The 20429-nt window shown below is 65.6% G+C and carries 21 protein-coding genes; 13 read left to right on the top strand and 8 right to left on the bottom strand.

Features of this window, described 5'->3' with window-relative positions; all coding sequences use genetic code 11:
- Positions 1-29: 29 nt before the first annotated feature.
- Positions 30-1484 carry an argininosuccinate lyase gene (gene argH / locus DW355_RS08825; protein WP_131279355.1) on the bottom strand — a complete coding sequence of 485 codons (1455 nt, stop codon included), beginning with the start codon at positions 1482-1484 and terminating at the stop codon, positions 30-32.
- Positions 1485-1531: 47 nt separating this feature from the next.
- On the opposite strand from argH, the gene DW355_RS08820 reads away from it, so the two are divergent.
- Positions 1532-2269: a TerC family protein gene (locus tag DW355_RS08820; RefSeq protein ID WP_131279353.1), complete on the top strand. Its 738-nt coding sequence runs from the start codon at positions 1532-1534 to the stop codon at positions 2267-2269.
- 33 nt (positions 2270-2302) lie between these two features.
- On the opposite strand, the gene lolA is transcribed toward DW355_RS08820, so the two are convergent.
- From lolA to DW355_RS08805, 3 genes are read right to left on the bottom strand one after another with little or no spacing between them, the layout of a single operon-like run.
- Positions 2303-3067 carry an outer membrane lipoprotein chaperone LolA gene (lolA, locus tag DW355_RS08815; RefSeq protein WP_242671346.1) on the bottom strand — a complete coding sequence of 255 codons (765 nt, stop codon included), beginning with the start codon at positions 3065-3067 and terminating at the stop codon, positions 2303-2305.
- A 2-nt stretch (positions 3068-3069) separates the two neighbouring features.
- Positions 3070-5556, bottom strand: coding sequence for a DNA translocase FtsK (locus DW355_RS08810; protein ID WP_131279351.1), 2487 nt, complete (start codon positions 5554-5556; stop codon positions 3070-3072).
- 57 nt (positions 5557-5613) lie between these two features.
- Complete coding sequence (locus tag DW355_RS08805; RefSeq protein WP_131279349.1) at positions 5614-6294, bottom strand: Crp/Fnr family transcriptional regulator; 681 nt, start codon at positions 6292-6294, stop codon at positions 5614-5616.
- Between the two features lie 236 nt (positions 6295-6530).
- Between DW355_RS08805 and trxB the strand changes: the two genes are divergently transcribed.
- The 5 genes from trxB (at position 6531) to DW355_RS08780 (ending at position 10104) form a co-directional block, all read left to right on the top strand.
- A complete protein-coding gene (gene trxB, locus DW355_RS08800) occupies positions 6531-7490 on the top strand; it encodes a thioredoxin-disulfide reductase (RefSeq protein WP_131279347.1) in 960 nt (319 codons plus the stop codon).
- A 387-nt stretch (positions 7491-7877) separates the two neighbouring features.
- Positions 7878-8111: a 50S ribosomal protein L28 gene (rpmB, locus tag DW355_RS08795; RefSeq protein ID WP_006298736.1), complete on the top strand. Its 234-nt coding sequence runs from the start codon at positions 7878-7880 to the stop codon at positions 8109-8111.
- 15 nt (positions 8112-8126) lie between these two features.
- Positions 8127-8297, top strand: a complete 171-nt coding sequence (gene rpmG, locus DW355_RS08790) for a 50S ribosomal protein L33 (protein WP_006298735.1) — start codon at positions 8127-8129, stop codon at positions 8295-8297.
- Positions 8298-8452: 155 nt separating this feature from the next.
- Positions 8453-8788 carry a hypothetical protein gene (locus tag DW355_RS08785; RefSeq protein ID WP_131279345.1) on the top strand — a complete coding sequence of 112 codons (336 nt, stop codon included), beginning with the start codon at positions 8453-8455 and terminating at the stop codon, positions 8786-8788.
- Positions 8789-8799: 11 nt separating this feature from the next.
- A complete protein-coding gene (locus DW355_RS08780; RefSeq protein WP_131279343.1) occupies positions 8800-10104 on the top strand; it encodes a DUF2325 domain-containing protein in 1305 nt (434 codons plus the stop codon).
- Between the two features lie 19 nt (positions 10105-10123).
- On the opposite strand, the gene murB is transcribed toward DW355_RS08780, so the two are convergent.
- Positions 10124-11203 (bottom strand): UDP-N-acetylmuramate dehydrogenase, encoded by a 1080-nt coding sequence (gene murB / locus DW355_RS08775; RefSeq protein ID WP_131279341.1) that lies wholly within the window; start codon positions 11201-11203, stop codon positions 10124-10126.
- Between the two features lie 59 nt (positions 11204-11262).
- On the opposite strand from murB, the gene DW355_RS08770 reads away from it, so the two are divergent.
- Together DW355_RS08770 and DW355_RS08765 are read left to right on the top strand one after the other, a co-directional pair.
- Positions 11263-11748 (top strand): YajQ family cyclic di-GMP-binding protein, encoded by a 486-nt coding sequence (locus DW355_RS08770; protein WP_131279339.1) that lies wholly within the window; start codon positions 11263-11265, stop codon positions 11746-11748.
- Between the two features lie 51 nt (positions 11749-11799).
- Entirely contained in the window at positions 11800-12759 is a 960-nt protein-coding gene (locus tag DW355_RS08765) for an HD-GYP domain-containing protein (protein WP_131279337.1), read from the top strand.
- A 61-nt stretch (positions 12760-12820) separates the two neighbouring features.
- On the opposite strand, the gene plsY is transcribed toward DW355_RS08765, so the two are convergent.
- Positions 12821-13462: a glycerol-3-phosphate 1-O-acyltransferase PlsY gene (gene plsY / locus DW355_RS08760; RefSeq protein ID WP_242671345.1), complete on the bottom strand. Its 642-nt coding sequence runs from the start codon at positions 13460-13462 to the stop codon at positions 12821-12823.
- Between the two features lie 126 nt (positions 13463-13588).
- On the opposite strand from plsY, the gene DW355_RS08755 reads away from it, so the two are divergent.
- Complete coding sequence (locus DW355_RS08755) at positions 13589-14245, top strand: YitT family protein (protein WP_131279333.1); 657 nt, start codon at positions 13589-13591, stop codon at positions 14243-14245.
- A gap of 46 nt (positions 14246-14291) precedes the next feature.
- Positions 14292-15737: a coniferyl aldehyde dehydrogenase gene (locus tag DW355_RS08750; RefSeq protein ID WP_131279331.1), complete on the top strand. Its 1446-nt coding sequence runs from the start codon at positions 14292-14294 to the stop codon at positions 15735-15737.
- Positions 15738-15885: 148 nt separating this feature from the next.
- Here DW355_RS08750 and DW355_RS08745 read toward each other — a convergent pair whose 3' ends face one another.
- Both DW355_RS08745 and DW355_RS08740 read right to left on the bottom strand, forming a co-directional pair.
- A complete protein-coding gene (locus DW355_RS08745) occupies positions 15886-16377 on the bottom strand; it encodes an aminoacyl-tRNA deacylase (RefSeq protein WP_131279329.1) in 492 nt (163 codons plus the stop codon).
- A gap of 15 nt (positions 16378-16392) precedes the next feature.
- Positions 16393-17469, bottom strand: coding sequence for an aldo/keto reductase (locus tag DW355_RS08740; RefSeq protein ID WP_131282536.1), 1077 nt, complete (start codon positions 17467-17469; stop codon positions 16393-16395).
- A gap of 129 nt (positions 17470-17598) precedes the next feature.
- On the opposite strand from DW355_RS08740, the gene DW355_RS08735 reads away from it, so the two are divergent.
- The 3 genes from DW355_RS08735 to prfB all read left to right on the top strand — a co-directional run bounded on the left by DW355_RS08735 (position 17599) and on the right by prfB (position 20427).
- On the top strand, positions 17599-18627 hold the full coding sequence (locus tag DW355_RS08735) for an alpha/beta fold hydrolase (protein WP_131279327.1): 1029 nt from the start codon (positions 17599-17601) through the stop codon (positions 18625-18627).
- A gap of 50 nt (positions 18628-18677) precedes the next feature.
- A complete protein-coding gene (locus DW355_RS08730) occupies positions 18678-19199 on the top strand; it encodes an ABC transporter ATP-binding protein (protein ID WP_131279326.1) in 522 nt (173 codons plus the stop codon).
- A gap of 123 nt (positions 19200-19322) precedes the next feature.
- A protein-coding gene (gene prfB, locus DW355_RS08725; protein ID WP_131279324.1) for a peptide chain release factor 2 occupies positions 19323-20427 on the top strand; the annotation gives its coding sequence in 2 pieces (ribosomal slippage) (positions 19323-19403 and positions 19405-20427; 1104 coding nt in all).
- The last annotated feature ends 2 nt before the right edge of the window (positions 20428-20429 follow it).

The raw sequence follows: 20429 nt of genomic DNA, 5'->3' as shown, positions 1-20429 counted from the left end.
CGGGTTCAGGCGGCGCCCGGCGGATCGCCTCAGGCCAGCCGCGCGCGGTGCCGCGCGAACTGCTGCCGCACCTGCGCGGGCGCGGTGCCGCCCAAGGTGTTGCGTGCGTTGAGCGAGCCGCGCAGGCTCAGCACCTCGTACACGTCTTTCTCGATGCTCTTGTTGAATTGCTGCAGCACCGTCAGGGGCAGCTCGGACAGATCACAGCTGTGGCTGACGGCGGCCTTGACGGCATGGGCCACGGTTTCGTGCGCGTCGCGGAAAGGCAGGCCCTTCTTGACCAGGTAGTCGGCCAGATCGGTCGCGGTCGCATACCCCTTGAGCGCGGCCTGTTCCATGGCCTGCGCGTTGACGGTGATACCGCCTTCGAGCTTGCCCGTCGCGGGATTGATCTGCCCACCCACCATCTCGCTGAAGATGCGCAGCGTGTCCTTCAGGGTGTCCACCGTGTCGAACAGTGGTTCCTTGTCTTCCTGGTTGTCCTTGTTGTAGGCCAGGGGCTGGCCCTTCATCAGCGTGATCAGGCCCATCAGGTGGCCGACCACGCGCCCGGTCTTGCCGCGCGCGAGTTCGGGCACATCCGGGTTCTTCTTCTGCGGCATGATGGAACTGCCGGTGGTGAAGCGGTCCGCGATTTTGATGAAGCCGAAGTTCTGGCTCATCCACAGAATCAGTTCTTCGCTGAGGCGGCTCACATGCACCATGACGAGCGAGGCGGCGGCGCTGAATTCGATGGCGAAGTCCCGGTCGCTGACGGCGTCCAGGCTGTTCTGGCAAATGCAGGCCCGACCTTGCTCATCCACCATGCCCAGCATTTTCGCCACGCGCTCGCGGTCCAGCGGGTAGGTGGTGCCAGCCAACGCGGCACTGCCCAGGGGCAGGCGGTTGACGCGCTTGCGCACGTCGGCCATGCGCTCGGCGTCGCGCGCGAACATCTCCATGTAGGCCAGCAGATGGTGGGCAAAACTCACAGGCTGGGCCACCTGCAAGTGGGTGAAGCCGGGCAGGATGGTGTCCACGTTCTGCTCGGCCACGCTAAGCAAGGCTTTCTGCAGGTCGGAGAGCAGGCCGGTGACGAGGTCGATCTCGCCACGCAGCCACAGGCGCACGTCAGTCGCCACCTGGTCGTTGCGGCTACGGCCCGTGTGCAGGCGCTTGCCCGCGTCGCCCACCAATTGCGTCAGGCGCGCCTCGATATTGAGGTGCACGTCCTCCAGGTCCAGCTGCCACTCGAACTGGCCACCCTCGATCTCGGCGCGGATCTGGGCCATGCCCTTCTGGATGGCGGCCAAGTCGGCGGCGCCGATGATCTTCTGCGCCGCCAGCATGTCGGCGTGGGCCAGGCTGCCCGCGATGTCGGCCTGCCACAGGCGCTGGTCGAAGAACACGCTGGCCGTGTAGCGCTTGACCAGATCGCTCATGGGTTCGGAGAACAGGGCCGACCAGGCCTCGGATTTTTTGTCGAGTTGATTGGGGGTGGACATAATTGGGTGGATTCTATCGACCCACCAGCCAATACAAGGAGACAACCATGCTGGAACTCTTGACGGATCCTCAGGCTTGGATCGCCTTCGCCACGCTGACCGCGCTGGAGCTGGTGCTGGGCATCGACAACGTGATCTTCATCTCCATCCTGGTGGACAAGCTGCCCGCCGCGCAACGCGCGCTGGCGCGCCGCCTGGGTCTGTTCATGGCCATGTTCATGCGCATCGGCCTGCTGCTGGTGCTGTCCTGGATCATCGGCCTGGTGGCGCCGCTGTTCACGGTGCTGGGCCAGGAGGTCTCGGGGCGTGACCTGATCCTCATCCTCGGCGGCCTGTTCCTGATCTGGAAAAGTACGGGCGAGATTCACCACGCGATGGAAGGCGGGGAAGAATCCTCCGGGAGCAAGGCCCGCGCCACGTTCACCGCGGTGATCCTGCAGATCATGGTGGTGGACCTGGTGTTCTCGCTGGATTCCATCATCACCGCCGTGGGCATGGTGGACGAGGTCGCGGTCATGATCGCGGCCGTGGTCGCCTCGGTGGCACTGATGATGGTGTTCGCGGGCGCCATCGGCGACTTTGTGTCCGAGCACCCGACCGTCAAGATGCTGGCCCTGTCCTTCCTGGTCGTGGTCGGCGTGGTGCTGATCGCCGAAGGCTTCGACCACCATGTGCCCAAGGGCTACATCTACTTCGCGATGGCGTTCTCGGTGATCGTGGAAATGCTCAACATCCGGGTGCGCAAGCGCCTGGGCACACCTGCGCGGACCCCTAACGGGCACTGAACGACGGCACAACAGGCCATTGCCCATCCGGCGTCAGGGCCGGATGACGTCCGCACCCGCCGGGGGTGTGAAGCGGAAAGTATCGGCCGGCAGGTTCGCATTGACCTGCATGCGACTGAACGTCAGCAGGGAGCGCTGGCCGAAGCTGTCCAGGATTTCAAAGGCGCCCAGTTCGACCTGGGTCGACGAGATGGCACGCAGGCCGACACGCAGCTGCTGGGTCTGGCCCTCGCGCGCCTTCGGCGTCGCGCGCACCCAGAGCAGGCCATCGCGCGCGCCGTCATTGGCCAGGTCGTAGCTGGCCTGCAGGGTGCGCAGGTCCGCCGCGCCGGCGATCAGGGCCGCGGGCGTGTCGTCCAGGGCGCCGGCCTGGGCGCGCACCGTGACTTGGTTCAGGTCCTCGTCGTACAGCCACAGCGTCTTGCCATCGGCCACGATGGTCTGCGGCAGCGGCGCGGCATACACGAAGCGAAAACGCCCCGGCCGCTGGAAAGCGAAATTGCCGCTGGAGCTGCGCGTGCGGGCCACGCGGGTGCCGCCTTCGCTGGCGCGCGGCGGCAGGGTCACGACCTGGGTGAAATCAGCCCGGCCGCTGCGCGTGGTCTGCAGGAAGACCGAGAGCGCGTTCAAGCCATCGAGGGACTTGCCGTCCTGCGCTTGCGCCACGCCGAAACAAAAGAGCTGCAACAGCACGCCGATCCACAGCCAGGTGCCCGCGAAACCAGCGTGCCGGGCAGGTGTCCCGCGCGTAGCGGAAGGGAAGAGGGAGGGCGTCTGCCCGGACTGAGGGTAGTTCATCTTCACTCCGAGCGCGCGGGCACGAGGATGTCGCGCTGACCGTTGGTGTTCATGGGACTGACGAGGCCGGCATTTTCCATGTCCTCGACCAGGCGCGCCGCGCGGTTGTAGCCGATCTTCAGATGCCGTTGCACCAGCGAGATGCTGGCCTTGCGGTTCTTGAGCACGATCTCCACGGCCTGGTCGTACATCGGGTCTTTTTCCCCGCCGCCGCTGCCCTCGCCGCCCAAACCCAGCCCGCCGTCCTCGCCCTCGACCGTGCCGCCTTCGAGCACGCCCTCGATGTAGTCCGGTTCGCCCTGACTCTTGAGGTAACTCACCACGCGGTGCACTTCCTCGTCACTGACAAAGGCACCATGCACGCGGATCGGCAGGCCGGTACCGCTGGGCATGTAGAGCATGTCTCCCATGCCCAGCAGCGCCTCGGCGCCCATCTGGTCAAGGATGGTGCGGCTGTCGATCTTGCTGCTGACCTGGAAGGCGATGCGGGTCGGGATGTTGGCCTTGATCAGGCCGGTGATCACGTCCACGCTGGGTCGCTGCGTGGCCAGGATGAGATGGATGCCAGCGGCGCGCGCCTTCTGGGCCAAGCGGGCGATCAGCTCCTCGATCTTCTTGCCCACCACCATCATCAGGTCGGCCAGCTCGTCGATGACCACCACGATGTGCGGCAGGCGCTGCAGCGGTTCCGGGCTCTCGGGCGTGAGGCTGAAGGGGTTGTAGATGAAGGCCTCCTTGGCGGCCGCCTCGTCGATCTTGGTGTTGTAGCCCGCCAGGTTGCGCACGCCCAGCTTGCTCATCAGGCGGTAGCGCTTCTCCATCTCGGCCACACACCAGTTCAGGCCGTGCGCGGCCTGCCGCATGTCCGTGACCACGGGGGCGATCAGGTGCGGGATGCCCTCGTAGACGCTCATCTCCAGCATCTTGGGGTCGATCATCAGCAGGCGCACGTCCTTGGCCTCGGCCTTGTAGAGCAGGCTCAGGATCATGGCGTTGATGCCCACGGACTTGCCCGAACCGGTGGTGCCGGCCACCAGCACGTGCGGCATCTTGGCCAGGTCGGCCACCACGGGAAGGCCAACGATGTCCTTGCCCAGACCAATGGTCAGCAGACTCTTGGCCTCGTTGTAGACCTGCGAACCCAGGATTTCCGACAAGCGGATGCTCTGGCGCTTGGCATTGGGCAGCTCCAGCGCCATGTAGTTCTTGCCAGGGATGGTCTCGATCACACGGATGGACACCAGCGAGAGCGAGCGCGCCAGGTCCTTGGCCAGGTTGACGATCTGCGAGCCCTTCACGCCCGTGGCCGGGTCGATTTCGTAGCGCGTGATCACCGGGCCGGGCTGGGCCGTCACCACGCGCACCTGGACGCCGAAGTCACTAAGTTTCTTCTCGATGAGGCGGCTGGTCATTTCCAGCGTCTCGGGCGAGACGGTTTCCTGCCGGCCCTGCGCACTCGCACTGTCCAGCAGGTCCACCTGGGGCAGCTTGGTGTCCGGCATATCAACGAACAGATTCTTTTGCCGCTCCTTGACCACCCGCGCGCTGGGCTTGACGGGGGGCAGGGGCGCGTCGAACTGGGGGTCCATGCGCGGCGCGACAGGCCGTGGAGGCGTGAGCAAAGACGACGCCGTGAGCGGATGGTCGTCATCCTCGTCGGCAAGGCCGGCATCGGGCGCCTGCGCGAAACGCGCAGCCAAGGCGCGTGCCGCATCTTCCTGCTCGCGTTCCCGCGCGGCCTGCGCACCCAAGGCGCGGTCCTGGGCGCGCTCCCGGCGTGCACGGCGGGCGTCCAACAGCAATTGCACGAAGCCACCGAGCCGCTCGGCCACCAGGCCCCAGGAAAAGCGGAAGACCCAGGCCACCGCCAGCACCCACAGACCGATGGCGAGCAAGGCCGAACCCGTTGGACCGAGCCAGCGCGCGGCCAGCGGACCCATCCAGTAGCCCAGCACCCCGCCCGCGTGACCGGGCAGGTGAGATTCATAGCTGTAGAAGCGCGACCATTCCAGCGACGTGCTGGCCAGCATCAGCAGGGCGAGGCCACTCCAGAAGCCCCAGCGCCCGCCGATGAACTGCTCGGCTCGGCGTGTCCAGCCCGTGGCGACCGCAGGGGCGGCGTCCGAGGACTCCGACGCCCAGCCATCGACCGGGTTCGCGCCCAGCCGCGGGGCCCGCAAGGCACGCGCCAGCGCCGAGAACCAGCTGCGGACCGCCGCCGCCCAGCACCACCAGACCGAAAAACCGAACAGGTAATAACTGGCGTCCGCCACCCAGGCGCCCAGCAGGCCGCCCTGGTTGCGCACCACGCCCGCCCCACTGCCCGACGTGGACCAGGCCGGATCGCTCAGGCTGTGGGTTCCCAAGGCCAGGCCCCAGTACACCAGGAGCACCAGGCCGAGGAACAGCAGCAGCTCGCTCGCGTAGCGCCTGCGCAAGGTGGCCAGGGCCGTGGGGCCGGAACTCAGCGTGTCGGATCGATCAGTCATGCAAACGAAAAAACAAACGGCCGGCAAACCGGCCCGGAGTAAGCCTCGGCGCCAGGCTCAATGTCGTGGCACGGTGCGACGCTCCTTCACGTAGAGCGCACCACCTTCAAGCGGGATCACGAACCCCTGCTCCTCGAAATCCTTCATCACGCGGCTCACCATCTCGCGCGAGGCGCCCACCATCTGGGCCAGATCCTGACGCGAGAAGCGCACGCGGATGATCATGTCGCCGTCCGGGGCGGCCTTGGCCATGTCGAGCAGCACGTTGGCCACTCGGCCGTAGACGCTCATCAGCGCCAGCGTGCCGATCTTGCGGTCCGCCTGGCGCAGGCGCCGCACCAGACCGCGCATGATGCCGTGCGCCATGGCCGCGCTCTCACCCAGCAAATGGACAAAGGCGGATTGTTCCAGCGCCAGCACATCCAGCTCCGCCTCGGCATCCACCGAGGCCGAATGCGCCTCGCCGTCGATCAAGCTCATTTCGCCGAAATAGTCACCCGTCTGCAGCGTCGCCAGGATCACTTCGCGGCGGCGGCTGCCGCTGCTCATGAGCACCCGCGCGCGCCCCGAAAGAATCACGAACAGTGCGCCTGTCTTCTGGCCCTGGGTCACGACACGGTCGCCGCGCTTGTAGCGTCGCTTGGACACGGAATCCGCCAAAGCCTGCAATTGCGCTTCGCTCAACAGGGAAAACAACGACACCCTGCGCAACAGATCCAGATTGCTCAACATCGACATGGGTACTACTCGTTTTTCTGCTCACTCGCCAACCTGGCGCGATTCGCCAGCATAGACTGACAACCAGCGATGTCTTGCCAGGATTCTTACAATGACATCTCTGTTGCATCACGACACGAAATCCATGCGCCGGGCTGAATGGATTATCAGTCTACCTTGACCCGTCGATACCCCCTGGCATCGGCCCCTCAGTCTGGCCCACCCCCGCATCCCCGATCCACTTCAAGAGCCCTTTCATGACCGCCACCGCCTCCCGCCACGCTCAGGTTCTGATTCTCGGTTCCGGCCCCGCCGGCTACACCGCCGCCGTCTACGCGGCACGCGCCAATCTCAAGCCCCTGCTGATCACCGGCATGGCCCAGGGTGGCCAACTGATGACCACCACCGAAGTGGACAACTGGCCCAGCGCGGTCGACGGCATCCAGGGCCCGGAGCTGATGCAAAAGCTGCTGGAACACGCCGAGCGCTTCAAGACCGAAGTGCTGTTCGACCACATCAACAAGGTCGATTTCAGCAAGCGCCCCTTCACGCTCTGGGGTGACAGCGGCACCTACACCTGCGACTCACTGATCATTGCGACGGGGGCCTCGGCCAAGTACCTGGGCCTGCCTTCCGAATCGAATTTCATGGGTCGCGGCGTCTCGGCCTGTGCCACCTGCGATGGATTTTTCTACCGCGATCAGGTCTGCTGCGTGGTGGGTGGCGGCAACACGGCTGTGGAAGAAGCGCTCTACCTGTCGAACATCGCCAGCAAGGTCTACCTGATCCACCGCCGCGACAAGTTCCGCGCCGAGCCCATCCTGGTGGACAAGGTGATGGAGCGGGTGAAAGAAGGCAAGATCGTGCTCAAGACCTTCCGCACCATGGAAGAAGTGTTGGGCGACGCCAGCGGCGTGACGGGCATCCGCCTCAAGAGCACGGTGGACGGCAGCACCGAAGATCTGGAGCTCAAGGGCTGCTTCATCGCCATCGGGCATTCGCCGAACACGGAGATCTTCCAGGGCCAGGTGGATTTGAAGGACGGCTACATCGTCACGCGCTCGGGCCTGCAGGGTTTCGCCACCATGACCAGCGTGCCGGGCGTCTTCGCGGCGGGCGATGTGCAGGACCATGTTTACCGCCAAGCCATCACCAGCGCGGGCACGGGGTGCATGGCGGCGCTGGATGCGCAGCGTTTTCTGGAACAACAAGAGTAAGCGGCTCTGCGGGATTGTTGATCGTTGCTCTTCACGACGCGGACCGCGGGTGGGGCGGGCCGTCCGCCTCATGAGATTTGCTACGCAAATCAAAATCGGCGGCGCGACCCGCCCCGCCCACGATCCGCTTGAGCCTACGGCATCGTTCCCTTCCAGGCCCGCCCGAAACACCTACCCTCTGGCCGGCACCCGGTGCGGCGGGTGCCCGCAACGGTCGTCCCCAACCCCAGCTCACCCTGCCCAGCCCGCGCCCGCCATCCACCAAATTGGCTATAATCGTCGGCTTTGCTGGGTCCCCAGCATTCGATGGGCCACCGCCACCCTACTTGGCGAGGTGAGACCCCCACTGCGCAGGTGGCGGTCGTATGAAGAAAGCGAAGTGTCCACATGGCACGCGTCTGTGAAGTAACGGGCAAGAAGCCCATGGTCGGGAACAACATTTCCCACGCCAACAACAAAACCAAGCGCCGGTTCCTGCCGAACCTGCAATACCGCCGTTTCTGGGTCGAGAGCGAAAACCGTTGGGTGCGCCTGCGCGTTTCCAGCGCCGCCCTGCGACTGATCGACAAGAACGGCATCGACTCCGTGCTCGCTGACCTGCGTGCGCGCGGCCAAGCCTAATCAAGGAGAAGCACCATGGCCACCAAAGGCGGACGCGAAAAGATCAAGCTGGAATCCACGGCCGGTACCGGTCACTTCTACACGACCAGCAAGAACAAGAAGACCATGCCCGAGAAGATGTCGATCATGAAGTTCGACCCCAAGGCTCGCAAGCATGTGGAGTACAAGGAAATCAAGCTGAAGTAATTCAGCGTCCGGTTTCCCGCCAGGCCCGCCCACCGTCACGGTGCGCGGGCCTTTGTGTTTCTGGGCGGGCGCCCCGCGAACCCTCTCCAGAGTCGGGGGCATTGATATATTGAGAATAATTCTCAATACAATCACCTGAACTTCTGGAGCCGCCCATGTCCTGTGCCACTGACGACCTGAACCCACCCTGTCTTGAAGCCCTGGTGGCCGGAACGGTGGCCCTCATGAGCTGCTGGGCCGCACCCCTGGAGACCGGGCCCACCTCGCCGCGCCAGCAGCGCACGGCCATGGCACGCAAGATCGTCGCCAACCTCTACCTGCTCAAGCACCATCCGCACGCCAGCCCGGGCCTGCGCCACGTGATGGCCATGGCCCACGAACGCTGGATCCTGGCCAGCGAATCCTGCAGTGACGCCTCGGTCGTCACGCCGCCGGACCCGGCCCTGGCCGACCCCATGGGCCTGCTGCCCACCAGCACGCTGATGCACTGAGAGGAGCCCCCATGTGCGACATCCGTACCACGCCACCGGTCGTGGCGCTGCCCCCGCCCAGCACCACGGCGCTCGGCGTGCCCGCCCCTTTGACGACAAACTCGCCCCCTGTGGGCACGCCCCCCGGCTCGCGTCGGCGCCGGCTTTGGGAACTCGAAGGCCATGCCTTCTGCCCCATCATCGGCGTCTGCCTCCCTCTGCCCCTGCTACGCCGCCTGACAGCCAGGACACTGGGCACGGTGCCAGCCCACAGCGACTACGAAGTCCATTGCATGGCCGTCACCGAATGCAGGCGCCGCTCTCCGCTGGCCGAGGCGGTACAGAAAGACCTCGACCACCGTTACGCGCTGGTGATCAAGGCCGCCCAGCCGCTCAAAGCCACCGAGGCCCTCGCCCGCTGGTGGGACGACTGCCGTGACCGCACCCATGAGGGGCGCGCTGACCTGGCCAGCGCGCTCTGGGCCGCCCTGACTCACCCGCGCTGCGACTACCTGCTGGAGCAGCGCATCCTGGGCGAGGTGCACATGCTGCAGCACCAGGTCGGCACGGCCAGCCGCGCCGACCTGAGCCGACTGGACACGCTGCAGGAGGAAAACGCCATCCTGGCGCGTGAACTGGCGGGCGCACAGCAGCGCAGCCAACAGCAGGCACGGCATTACGGTGCCCAGCTGGAAATACAGCAAGCCGCCGCCTTGCGCCTGCGCGCCGAACTGATCCAGGCCCAGACCCGCCTGCAGCAATTGCAGGAGGCGCACGACGCCCTGCGGGCCGCATCCCCCAACCTCCCGGAACGGCAGGCACTGGCGCAGCGCAACCGGGCACTCCAGGATGAACTGCGGCAAACCCGGCAGGCGTTGCGCGAAGCCCGAGAGCAGCGCGAGCAGGAACGCGAGCGCGCGGACCGCATGTGGCTCACCAGCGCGGGCCACCCGGCCCAGGCCACACCGGCGCCGGACCCCGCCATCGAGGTCAATCCGGTGCAGTTGCAAGGCTGCGCCGTGCTCTGCGTGGGCGGTCGCCAGGCCAGTGTGCCGGTCTACCGCGAGCTGATCGAGCACCGGGGCGCACGTTTCCTGCATCATGACGGGGGCACGGAAGACAACGCCAGCCAGCTCGACGCCACCCTGGCCGCCGCGGATCTGGTGATCTGTCAGAGCGGCTGCATCAGCCACAACGCCTACTGGCGTGTGAAGGACCATTGCAAGCGCACGGGCAAGCGTTGTGTCTTCCTGGACCAGCCCAGCCGCAGCGCGCTGGAACGGGCGTTGGGTGACATCGGCTGGGAACTGCCCCCGGAAACCGCACGCGGTCTCTGAACAGACGACCCGGCCCGCCCTAGATGACCACCGGCTCCGGCTCCAGCCGGATGCCGAAACGCTCGTACACGCTGGTCTGGATGGCCCGCGCCAGGGTCATGACTTCGCCTCCCGTGGCGCCGGCCGGGGCCTGGGTCGCCGCGCCGCCCCGGTTGACCAGCACCAGCGCCTGTTTTTCATAGACGCCAGCCTGGCCGATGCTCTTGCCCTTCCAGCCGCAGGCGTCGATCAGCCAGCCGGCGGCCAGCTTGACCGTGCCGTCGGGCATGGGGTAATGCACGATGTTGGGCTCGCGGGCGATGATGTCCGCGCACTGTTCGGGCGTGACGGTCGGGTTCTTGAAGAAGCTACCCGCGTTGCCGATCACCGCCGGATCGGGCAGCTTGGCGCGGCGGATCTCGCAGACCCAGTCGAAGATCTGGCGCGGCGTGGGCTCGGTGATGCCGGTTTCGGCCTGCTTGCGCTGCAGGTCCAGATAGCCCAGGTCGGGTTTCCAGACCTTGGGCAAGCGCAGGCGCACGCGGGTGATGAGGGCGCGATCCTTCAGGCCCAGATGATTGCGGTCCGCCGAAGCGCCGGTCGCCGGTCCGTGCTTGAACACCGAATCGCGGTAGGCAAAACCGCACTGGGTGGCGTTCAGGGTGAAGGCGCGTCCGGTCTGCAGGTCGATGGCGTCCAGCGACTCGAAACGGTCCTGCAGTTCCAGGCCGTAAGCGCCAATGTTCTGGACCGGGGCCGCGCCCAGGGTGCCGGGGATGAGTGCCAGGTTCTCCAGCCCCGGCCAGCCCTGGGCCAGGGTCCAGTCCACCACCGCATGCCAGGATTCGCCCGCGCCGGCTTCAACAATCCAGGCTTTGTCATCCTCCGCCACCAGTCGGCGGCCCATGATTTCCACCTTGAGCGTGACGACCTTGACGTCACCGGTGAGCACGATGTTGCTGCCCCCGCCCAGCACGAACTTCGGAGCCGGCCCAAGTACCGGATCGGCCAGCACCTCGACCACGTCGGCCTCGCGCCTGACGCGGATCAAGGTTTGCGCCTTGGCGACGATGTGAAAGCTGTTGTAGGGCTCCAGCGCGACGTTGTTCTCGACTAACATAAAGGGCGGCTCTTCGTAAGCCACTGATTTTCTCACCCTGCTACCCAGAAAAACGCAATATGCCTTCATTCGACACCATTTGCGAAGCCGACATGGTCAAGGTCAAGAACGGCGTGGACAACACCGCCAAGGAGATCGGCACGCGCTTTGACTTCAAGGGCACCTCGGCCAGCATCGAGATCAAGGACAAGGAAATCACCCTCGTCGGCGACGCGGATTTCCAGATCGAACAGATCCTGGACGTGCTGCGCGGCAAGCTGAGCAAGCAATCGGTGGACGTGCGCTTCCTCGACATCGGCGATCTGCAGAAGATCGGCGGTGACAAGGTCAAGAAGATCGTCAAGGTAAAAAACGGCATCGAGTCCGAACTGGCCAAGAAGATCCAGCGCCTGATCAAGGACAGCAAGCTCAAGGTCCAGGCCAGCATCCAGGAAGACAAGGTACGCGTCACCGGCACCAAGCGCGACGACCTGCAGGCCGCGATCGCCCTGCTGCGCAAGGAAATCAGCGACACCCCGCTGGACTTCAACAACTTCCGCGACTGAGGCGACCGTGACGCGCAGCCACCCTTCCAGCCCCAGGGTTGCCACCGCGCCATGAGCGTCCAGGACGAAAACGAGTACGAAGACCTGCTCGGACTCTGGTCCGACCTGGAATCCGGCCTGGGCGTGCTGCTGTCGAACCCGCTGTCCGTGCGGGAGTTCGAACAGCGCGTACTCCAGTACGACCGCTGGCTGCGTGATCTGCTGCGGCGCGACGCGGACCTGGGCCTGTACCTGCTGTTCCAGCTGGCCACCAATTCCTGGGTGGGCTACAGCGCCTCGCACAGCCTGGTCTGCGCCACGCTCTGCCATCTGCTGGCCACCGAGCTGCAGTTGGACGACGGCGAGCATGACAGCCTCGTGCATTCGGCGCTGACCATGAATATCGCCATGACCGAGCTGCAGGACCAGTTGGCGCTGCAGACCGAGAAACCCGGTGCCGAGCAGCAGGAGGCGGTGCGCACCCATGCGCCCCGCGGGGCACACCTGCTGGCCGATCGCCTGGGCGTGCGCGATCCGCTCTGGGTGGAGATCGTGCGCCGCCACCACGACGCGGACGCGACGCCCCTGTCCTTGCAGGCGCTACCGCCGCTGCGGCGACTGGTGCGCATCCTGCACACGGTGGACCGCTATGCAGCCATGATCTCGCCGCGCAAGTCCCGTGCGGGCCGCAGCACCACGGAATCCGTGCGCGCCATCATGGACGGGGCCCACGCCACCGCCGACGAAGTCGGCCACGCCCTCGTGCGCGCCGTGGGCCTGTGCCCGCCGGGCACCTACGTGCAACTGGAAAACAATGCACTCGCCCTCGTGGTGCGGCGCAGCGAACGGGCCAATCTGCCCCATGTGGCAGTGCTGACCGGGCCGGACGGCCACGCCCTGCCCCAGCCCCGCCTGCACCACACGCTGCAGGGCAGCCCGGCCATCAAGGCCGCGCTGGCCACTGCCCTGGTAAGGCTACGACCCAATCACCATCAGATCCTGCAACTCGGCGCGCAGGCACCGCTGCGCTGAGAACGTTGCCAGGACCACCCGGGCCCGCACCACCGGCCGGGGTGCCGAGGTGGCCCGGGCCTTATTTCTTCTTCTGCCCGAGCTTGCCTTCCTGTCCGCGGGCGAGCCGTCCGATGTTCTCCGCGTGCCGGTAGATCAGCAGCAGCGACATCAGGCAGACCGCGAACAGCACGGACGGGTTCAAGGTCCAGAACTCACCGTCACCCAGCATGTAGTACAGCGGTGCGGCCACCGACGCGAGCAGCGCCGACAGCGAGGAGTAGCGCGACAGCACGGCGACCAACACCCAGGTCAGCAGCACCGCCAGGCCCAGCGCCCAGTGCAGGCCCAGCAGCACACCGGCGGCCGTCGCCACGCCCTTGCCGCCAACGAAACGGAAGAACACCGGATAAAGATGGCCCAGAAAGGCCCCCAAGGCCGCGAGGGCCAGCGTGCCTTCACCCAGACCGTAAGACGGCCCGAAGGAGGCCACCAGCGCCACCGGCAGCCAGCCCTTGGCCCCGTCCAGCAGCAATGTGACCACCGCCGCCTTCTTGGAACCGGAGCGCAGCACATTGGTGGCGCCTGGGTTTTTGCTGCCATAGGTGCGCGGATCGTTCAGCCCCATCACGCGGCTGACGATGACGGCAAATGACAGCGAACCGAGCAGGTAGGAAGCCAGAGCCACCAAGGAGGGGAGCAGGTAGGAGGAGTAAGTTGCCAAGATGTGACGCATCCACAAAAGAAGGCCAGTATTGTGCCCGAGCCCAGGCCGCCGCTTCGGATTCCCGGCCCCGGGCGTGCGTTGCGGCGACACGGGGGCGACAAGGCGAATGCCACAATCCGCCCCATGACCGAGTTCGTCGATTCCGCTCCTCCCGACACCCGCGCCCCGCTCGACAGGGCGCCCCCGGCCCTGCGCCACAGCCTGGCGGAGGACGCCTTGGCCCTGCTGTGCGGCACCGCGCTGATCGCCCTGGCCGTGACCCTCTTCCAACACGAACGCCTGCTGGGCGGTGGCGTCGCCGGCCTGTCTTTTTTGCTGCACTACGGCCTGGACTGGAACTACGGCCTGGTCTTCTTCATGCTCAACCTGCCCTTCTATGCCCTGGCCTGGCGCCACATGCCGCGCGCCTTCCTCGTCAAGACCATCATCGCCGTGGCCTTGCTGTCCTTGCTGACGGAAATCACGCCGCGTTGCATCGATGTCGGCACAGTGCAGCCCCTGTACGCCGCGCTGATCGGCGGCGTGCTGTTGGGCGTGGGCTTTCTGATCCTGTTCCGCCACCGGGCCAGCCTGGGCGGCGTGGGTATCCTCGCTTACTGGCTACAGGAAACGCGTGGTTGGCGCGCGGGCCACGTGCAGATGGCCACCGACAGCCTCGTCCTGCTGCTGGCCTTGCTGACCCTGCCTTTGCCCCAGGTGATGCTGTCCGTGATCGGAGCCGTGGTGCTCAACCTCACCCTCATCGTCAACCACAAGGCCGGGCGCTACATGGCCCATTGAACCAGGTCGAACCAGCACGCCCTGGCCCGGCAACCGGAGCCCGCTCATGACCGTCACTGCCACCCCCGATCTGCTGCTGGCCGCGCTGCGGGCCCAGCGCGACGCCTACCTCGCCAGCCCGATTCCGAATCGCGCCCAGCGCCTGGCCGACCTGAAACAACTGGAGCGCTTCGTGCGCGAACAGCAGGAGGCGATCTGCGCGGCCATCAGCGCCGACTACGGCCACCGCTCGCGCCATGAGACGCTGGTGACGGAAGTGCTGCCCACGCTGCAGGCCATCCGCCACGCGTGCACGCACCTCAAGCGCTGGATGCGCCCGCAGCAGCGCGGCATCGACCGCCTGGCCTTCGGCCTGGCTGGCAACCGCGTGATTCCCCAGCCCCTGGGTGTGGTGGGTGTGATCGTGCCTTGGAACTTTCCGCTCAACCTGAGCCTGGTCCCACTGTCGGCCATCTTCGCGGCCGGCAACCGCGCCATGGTCAAGATGAGCGAAAACTCGCGCCACCTGGCCGCGCTGATGATGCGCGAGCTACCGCGTTACTTTGCAGCGGACAAGCTGCAGGTCTTCGACGAGACCGGCGGCGTCGGCATTGATTTCTCCAGGCTGCCCTTCGACCACCTGCTTTTCACCGGCTCGGGCCAGACCGGCAAGGCCGTGATGGCCGCCGCCGCGGCCAACCTCTGCCCGGTCACGCTGGAGCTGGGTGGCAAGTCGCCTGCCATCGTGCTGGACGACTTCCCGCTGCGCACGGCAGCCGAACGTCTGCTTTACGTGAAGTACCTGAACGCGGGCCAGATCTGCACCACAGTCGACCACGCCTACCTGCCACGCGCCCGGGTGGAGGAATTCGTGCGATTGGCGCGCGAGATCGTCATGCAACGTTACCCCAGGCTGGACACGCCGGACTACACCAGCATCATCGACGCCAAGGCCTACGCGCGCCTGAAGAACGCGATGGACGACGCGCAGGCGCGTGGCGCGCAATTGGTCCCGCTGATTCCCGGCCCGGCCTTCGACGATGCCAAGCGGCGGATCGCGCCGCACCTGTTGCTGGATGCGCCCCACGCCGACCGGCAGGGTGGCGTATTGATGGATTGTGAGCTGATGCAACGTGAGATTTTCGGGCCCATCCTGCCCGTCATCGCCTACGACGATCTGGAGACCGAGGTCATCCAGCGCATCAACGCCAGCCCGCGCCCGCTGGCGCTCTACCCCTTCACAAACGACCGTGCGCTGCAGGAGAAACTGCTGACACGCATCATGTCCGGCGGCGTGTCCATCAACGATGCCCTGTTCCACGTCGCCCAGGACGAGCTGCCCTTCGGCGGGGTCGGCGCTTCGGGCATGGGGCACTACCACGGGTTCGAGGGCTTCCTCACTTTCTCCAAGCTGCGTCCGGTGTTCACGCAATCGCGGTTCTCCACCGCGGCTTTGTTGGTTCCGCCGTATGGGAAGCTGGTGGATCGACTGCTGACATTTTTGCTCCGGTAGTTTTGCGGTGAACGCACAAGCCGTGGCTTGGAGCGGGGAGCTCATACGGGGGTGGTCGGCTTTTCAAGCCGACCGTCACCGCATGAGCGCCCAGGCCGCAGCGCACGGTTCCCGCGCACGCCAGCCAAACAAGCACGCGAACGGTGCTTCAACCCTCAAGCGCGCAATTCACCACCTTGGCATCCAGCAATTCCACGCACACTGACGGCACAATCCCCAGCAGATACCCGCGCCGCCCGCCGTTGATCGCGATCTTCGGCAAAGCCAGGATGCTTTCCTCGATGTAGACCGGCATCTCGCGCTTCGTCCCGAAGGGCGAGGTACCGCCCACCAGGTAACCGCTGTGCCGGTTCGCCACCTCGGGCTTGCAGGGCTCGACCGACTTCGCGCCGATCTGCCGTGCCAGGTTCTTGGTGGACACCTTGCGGTCCCCATGCATGAGCACGATCAGGGGTTTGGCCTCCTGGTCCTGCATGACCAACGTCTTCACCACCTCATGCTCCGGAAAGCCGAGCTGGCGCGACGACTCCGCCGTGCCGCCGTGCTCCACGTAGTCGTAGGTGTGCTCGGTGAACACGACCCCGCGCGCCTTGAGCAAGGCGGTCGCAGGGGTCTCTGAAACATGCTCCTTCTTCGCCATGAAAGAAACGTCCGATCAGACCGCCGGGTCGCGGATCTCCTTGCGAATCTGGTCGATCGCCTGCAACACCTCGGGCGACAGCGTCGTGCCCCAGGCGTCCAGGTCCTCGTCCAGCTGCGCCACCGAGGTCACGCCGATGATGGTGCTCGCCACTTGCCACTTGGTGTAGCAGAAAGCCAGGGCCAGGCGCGTCGGCGTCAGGCCGTGCACGCGAGCCAGTGCGTTGTAGCGGCGCGCGGCCTCGAGCGACTCAGAACGGCCCCAGCGCTGCTTGCGAGACGATTCGAACTTGGTTAGGCGCGCCTCTTCGGGTGCGCCCGGGCCGGTGAAACCACTCGTGTCGTACTTGCCCGTCAGCGCGCCGAAGCCCAGCGGCGAATAGGCCAGCAGACCCACGTTCAGCCGGTGCAGCGTTTCGTCCAGCCCGTTTTCCACCGTGCGGTTGCTCAGGCAATAGGGGTTCTGCACCGTGGCCACGCGCGGCAGGCCATGCTGCTCGGCCAGGTGGACGAACTCGTGCACGCCGTAGGGCGTTTCGTTGGAAAGACCGATGGCGCGCACCTTGCCGGCCTTCACCAGTTTGTCCATCGCCTCCAGTTGCGCGAGGATGGGTGTGAGGCTGGCGTCTTCCTTCTTGGATTTCTCCACGTCGAAATACATGGCGCCGAAAGCCGGCACGTGGCGCACCGGCCAGTGGATCTGGTAGAGATCGATCACGTCCGTCTTCATGCGCTTGAGGCTGCCCTCGCAGGCCGCGACGATGTCCTCGGGGCTCAGGTTCGTGGAGCCATTGCGCACCCAGGGCATGCCGCGCGCGGGCCCGGCCACCTTGGTCGCCAGCACCATCTTCTTGCGAGCGTCAGGCCGCTTGGCCAGCCAGTTACCAATGATCTTCTCGGTGGCGTTGAAGGTCTCGGCCCGCGCGGGCACCGAGTACATCTCGGCGGTGTCGAGGAAGTTCACGCCGCGGTCCAGGGAACGGTCGAGGATGGCGTGCGCGTCCGCCTCGCTCACCTGCTCGCCAAAGGTCATCGTGCCCAGGCAGATGGGCGTGACGCGCAGGTCGCTGGTGCCAAGCCGGACGAGGTTCATCGCAGGGTTCATGATGTCTTTCTTTCTCGGGTTCGAAGGAGTGCCCGGCGAGTTTAAGGCGAGTCGCCGGGGCACGCAGGCGTCCCGCCCAGGACGGCTCCCGTCGCGCGGGCTTCGTATGATCACGCCATGTACCAGCCTCGTCGCATCCCCCGCAGCAGCCATGTCCCCGTGCGCAACTTGCACTACCACGTGTTGCGCTGGGGTCCAGAGGCAGCGCAGGCCGCCGCCCAACCGCCGCTGGTGCTGATGCACGGCTGGATGGACGTGGCCGCCTCGTTCCAGTTCGTCGTGGATGCCTTCAGCGACGCCTTCGTGCAAGGCCGCCCCATCATCGCGGCGGACTGGCGCGGCTTCGGCCTGACCGGGAAAGCCCCCACCGCAGCGCCGGGCCGCCCCAAGCGAGGCGACGCCCCCTCGCGGGGCAGCGAGGACACGCCAGTGCCGAGTGTGGGGGGCAACCATGTGGATCACTATTGGTTTCCCGACTACCTGGCCGACCTGGATTTCCTGCTGGACCAGATCGCACCCGGCCAGCCCGTGGACCTGCTAGGACACAGCATGGGCGGCAACGTGGTCATGCTGTACGCGGGTGCGCGGCCCCAGCGCATCCGCCGCCTGATCAACCTCGAAGGTTTTGGCCTGCCGGCTACCCAGCCCGAACAGGCCCCCACGCGCCACGCCACCTGGATGGATGAGCTCAAGCAGTTCCATCGCGGTGAAATGGCGCTCAAGACCTATGCCGATGCCGATGGCGTGGCCCGTCGCCTGATGAAAACCAACCCGCGCCTGCCCGAAGACAAGGCGCAATGGCTCGCGCGGCAATGGGCCCGGCCGAACGCCCGGGGTGAATGGGTCATCCTGGGTGACGCCGCCCACAAGATCGTCAACGCCCAGCTCTACCGCGTGGACGAAGTCCGGGCGGCCTATGCCGCCATCACCGCCCCCGTGCTCGTCGTCGAGGCCGCCGACACGCAGATGGAACAGTGGTGGCAGGGCCGCTACACCCTCGCCGAGTTCCACCAGCGCCTGCAGGCCGTGCCAGACCTGCGCCGAGAAGTCATCCAGGACGCCGCGCACATGCTGCACCACGACCAACCCGAGAAGCTGGCGGGCTTGATCGATCATTTTCTATGCACGGAAATCGCGTTGCCCTGAAAATATCGCCCCGCCTGCCTCACAGGCCCCTCGTCGATCTCCATCCCCGCATGCACGCCTTCCTTCGCAGTCTCGTCGTTGTCTCGCTGACCCTCATCACATTCCAGGGTCAGGCGCGGGACCTGCCCACGCAAGACGCCCCACCTTCTCAGTCAACGGACGAGCTGCCCGAATTCCCCTGGACGCTCACCGCGGTGCCCTATGTGCATCACTGGCACAGGAACCCTGAGCACCAGCAAGTCTTCATCGTCTCAGTGGAAAAACAGCAAGACCCCAAGCAATTGCTTGGCCTGGCCATGTTCCGCAACTCTTTCGGACAGCCTTCGGCCTATGCCTACGCGGGCTATCAGCAGCGGGATTTTCTGGACACCCCCCGACTGTCGGCCAAGATCACGGCCGGCATCATCTACGGCTACACGGGCGAATACGCCGACAAAGTGCCCCTGAACTGGAATGGCTATTCCCCAGGCATCGTCCCCGCCCTGGGTTACCAGATGACTTCACGGAACAGCGTGCAGCTCATGGTTCTGGGCACTGCCGGCTTTGCCCTGGGTTTCGACCGCAGCTTCTGAAACGTCTCTGGTCAACCCGGGCGTCGGACCCGACCGCCCTGGAAACTAAAATGCGGGATTCCGGATTTGGAACGCTGCCGCCGGCAGCCCGCTCCGCTCAGAACACAGACAGGACTCCCCACCATGGACGCAGAACAGATCAACGCCATCGGCGCTCAACTGGCCGACCTCAGCCAGCGCACGGTCGAACTTCGGGGGTATCTTTGACTACGATGCCAAGGCGGAACGGCTGAGGACGGTCAACGCCTCGCTGGAAGACCCCACGGTCTGGAACGACCCCAAGAAGGCGCAGGAACTCGGCAGGGAGAAAAAAGCGCTGGATGAAGTGGTCGTCACGCTCAACCGGCTGACCAGCGAACTGGCCGACAACGCCGAGCTCTACGAGATGAGCAAGGAAGACGGCGACGAAGACGGCCTGCGAACCATCCAGGCCGAGGCGGCCAAGCTCGCGGAGATCGTGGAAAAGCTCGAATTCCGCCGCATGTTCAACAACCCGGCCGACCCCCTGCCCGCTTTCCTGGACATCCAGGCCGGCGCGGGCGGCACCGAGGCCTGCGACTGGGCCAGCATGCTGCTGCGCCAGTACCTCAAGTACGCCGAACGCAAAGGCTTCAAGGCCACGGTGGAAGATGAAACCCCGGGCGACACGGCCGGCATCAAGAGCGCCACCATCAAGATCGAGGGCGACTACGCCTTCGGTCTGCTGCGCACCGAAACCGGTGTGCACCGCCTGGTGCGCAAGTCGCCGTTCGACAGCTCGGGCGGGCGCCACACCAGCTTCGCGTCCATCTTCGTCTACCCGGAAATCGACGACACCATCGAGATCGACATCAACCCCGCAGACGTGCGCACCGACACCTTCCGCGCCAGCGGCGCGGGCGGCCAGCACATCAACAAGACCGACTCGGCCGTGCGCCTGACCCACATCCCCACCGGCATCGTGGTGCAGTGCCAGGACGGCCGCAGCCAGCACAGCAACCGCGACGTGGCCTGGAAGCGCCTGCGCAGCCGCCTCTACGACCACGAGATGCGCAAGCGCATGGAAGAGCAGCAAAAGCTCGAGGACACCAAGACCGACGTGGGCTGGGGCCACCAGATTCGCAGCTACGTGCTGGACCAGAGCCGCATCAAGGATCTGCGCACCAACTACGAGACCTCGGCCACCCAGAAGGTTCTGGACGGTGATCTCGACCCATTCATCGAAGCTTCATTGAAGCAGGGAGTCTGAAA

It is taken from the genome of Hylemonella gracilis (genome assembly GCF_004328645.1).
Classification (GTDB): domain Bacteria; phylum Pseudomonadota; class Gammaproteobacteria; order Burkholderiales; family Burkholderiaceae_C; genus Hylemonella; species Hylemonella gracilis_B.
Note: the sequence above shows the minus strand (reverse complement) of the source record. Positions and strands in the feature narration are given on the sequence as shown.

What these genes read in the sequence shown, in the direction of transcription:
- argH (WP_131279355.1), bottom strand. Translation starts at nt 1,484, where the DNA reads ATGTCCACCCCCAATCAACTCGACAAAAAATCCGAGGCCTGGTCGGCC.
- DW355_RS08820 (WP_131279353.1), top strand. Translation starts at nt 1,532, where the DNA reads ATGCTGGAACTCTTGACGGATCCTCAGGCTTGGATCGCCTTCGCCACG.
- lolA (WP_242671346.1), bottom strand. Translation starts at nt 3,067, where the DNA reads ATGAACTACCCTCAGTCCGGGCAGACGCCCTCCCTCTTCCCTTCCGCT.
- DW355_RS08810 (WP_131279351.1), bottom strand. Translation starts at nt 5,556, where the DNA reads ATGACTGATCGATCCGACACGCTGAGTTCCGGCCCCACGGCCCTGGCC.
- DW355_RS08805 (WP_131279349.1), bottom strand. Translation starts at nt 6,294, where the DNA reads ATGTCGATGTTGAGCAATCTGGATCTGTTGCGCAGGGTGTCGTTGTTT.
- trxB (WP_131279347.1), top strand. Translation starts at nt 6,531, where the DNA reads ATGACCGCCACCGCCTCCCGCCACGCTCAGGTTCTGATTCTCGGTTCC.
- rpmB (WP_006298736.1), top strand. Translation starts at nt 7,878, where the DNA reads ATGGCACGCGTCTGTGAAGTAACGGGCAAGAAGCCCATGGTCGGGAAC.
- rpmG (WP_006298735.1), top strand. Translation starts at nt 8,127, where the DNA reads ATGGCCACCAAAGGCGGACGCGAAAAGATCAAGCTGGAATCCACGGCC.
- DW355_RS08785 (WP_131279345.1), top strand. Translation starts at nt 8,453, where the DNA reads ATGTCCTGTGCCACTGACGACCTGAACCCACCCTGTCTTGAAGCCCTG.
- DW355_RS08780 (WP_131279343.1), top strand. Translation starts at nt 8,800, where the DNA reads ATGTGCGACATCCGTACCACGCCACCGGTCGTGGCGCTGCCCCCGCCC.
- murB (WP_131279341.1), bottom strand. Translation starts at nt 11,203, where the DNA reads ATGTTAGTCGAGAACAACGTCGCGCTGGAGCCCTACAACAGCTTTCAC.
- DW355_RS08770 (WP_131279339.1), top strand. Translation starts at nt 11,263, where the DNA reads ATGCCTTCATTCGACACCATTTGCGAAGCCGACATGGTCAAGGTCAAG.
- DW355_RS08765 (WP_131279337.1), top strand. Translation starts at nt 11,800, where the DNA reads ATGAGCGTCCAGGACGAAAACGAGTACGAAGACCTGCTCGGACTCTGG.
- DW355_RS08755 (WP_131279333.1), top strand. Translation starts at nt 13,589, where the DNA reads ATGACCGAGTTCGTCGATTCCGCTCCTCCCGACACCCGCGCCCCGCTC.
- DW355_RS08750 (WP_131279331.1), top strand. Translation starts at nt 14,292, where the DNA reads ATGACCGTCACTGCCACCCCCGATCTGCTGCTGGCCGCGCTGCGGGCC.
- DW355_RS08745 (WP_131279329.1), bottom strand. Translation starts at nt 16,377, where the DNA reads ATGGCGAAGAAGGAGCATGTTTCAGAGACCCCTGCGACCGCCTTGCTC.
- DW355_RS08740 (WP_131282536.1), bottom strand. Translation starts at nt 17,469, where the DNA reads ATGAACCTCGTCCGGCTTGGCACCAGCGACCTGCGCGTCACGCCCATC.
- DW355_RS08735 (WP_131279327.1), top strand. Translation starts at nt 17,599, where the DNA reads ATGTACCAGCCTCGTCGCATCCCCCGCAGCAGCCATGTCCCCGTGCGC.
- DW355_RS08730 (WP_131279326.1), top strand. Translation starts at nt 18,678, where the DNA reads ATGCACGCCTTCCTTCGCAGTCTCGTCGTTGTCTCGCTGACCCTCATC.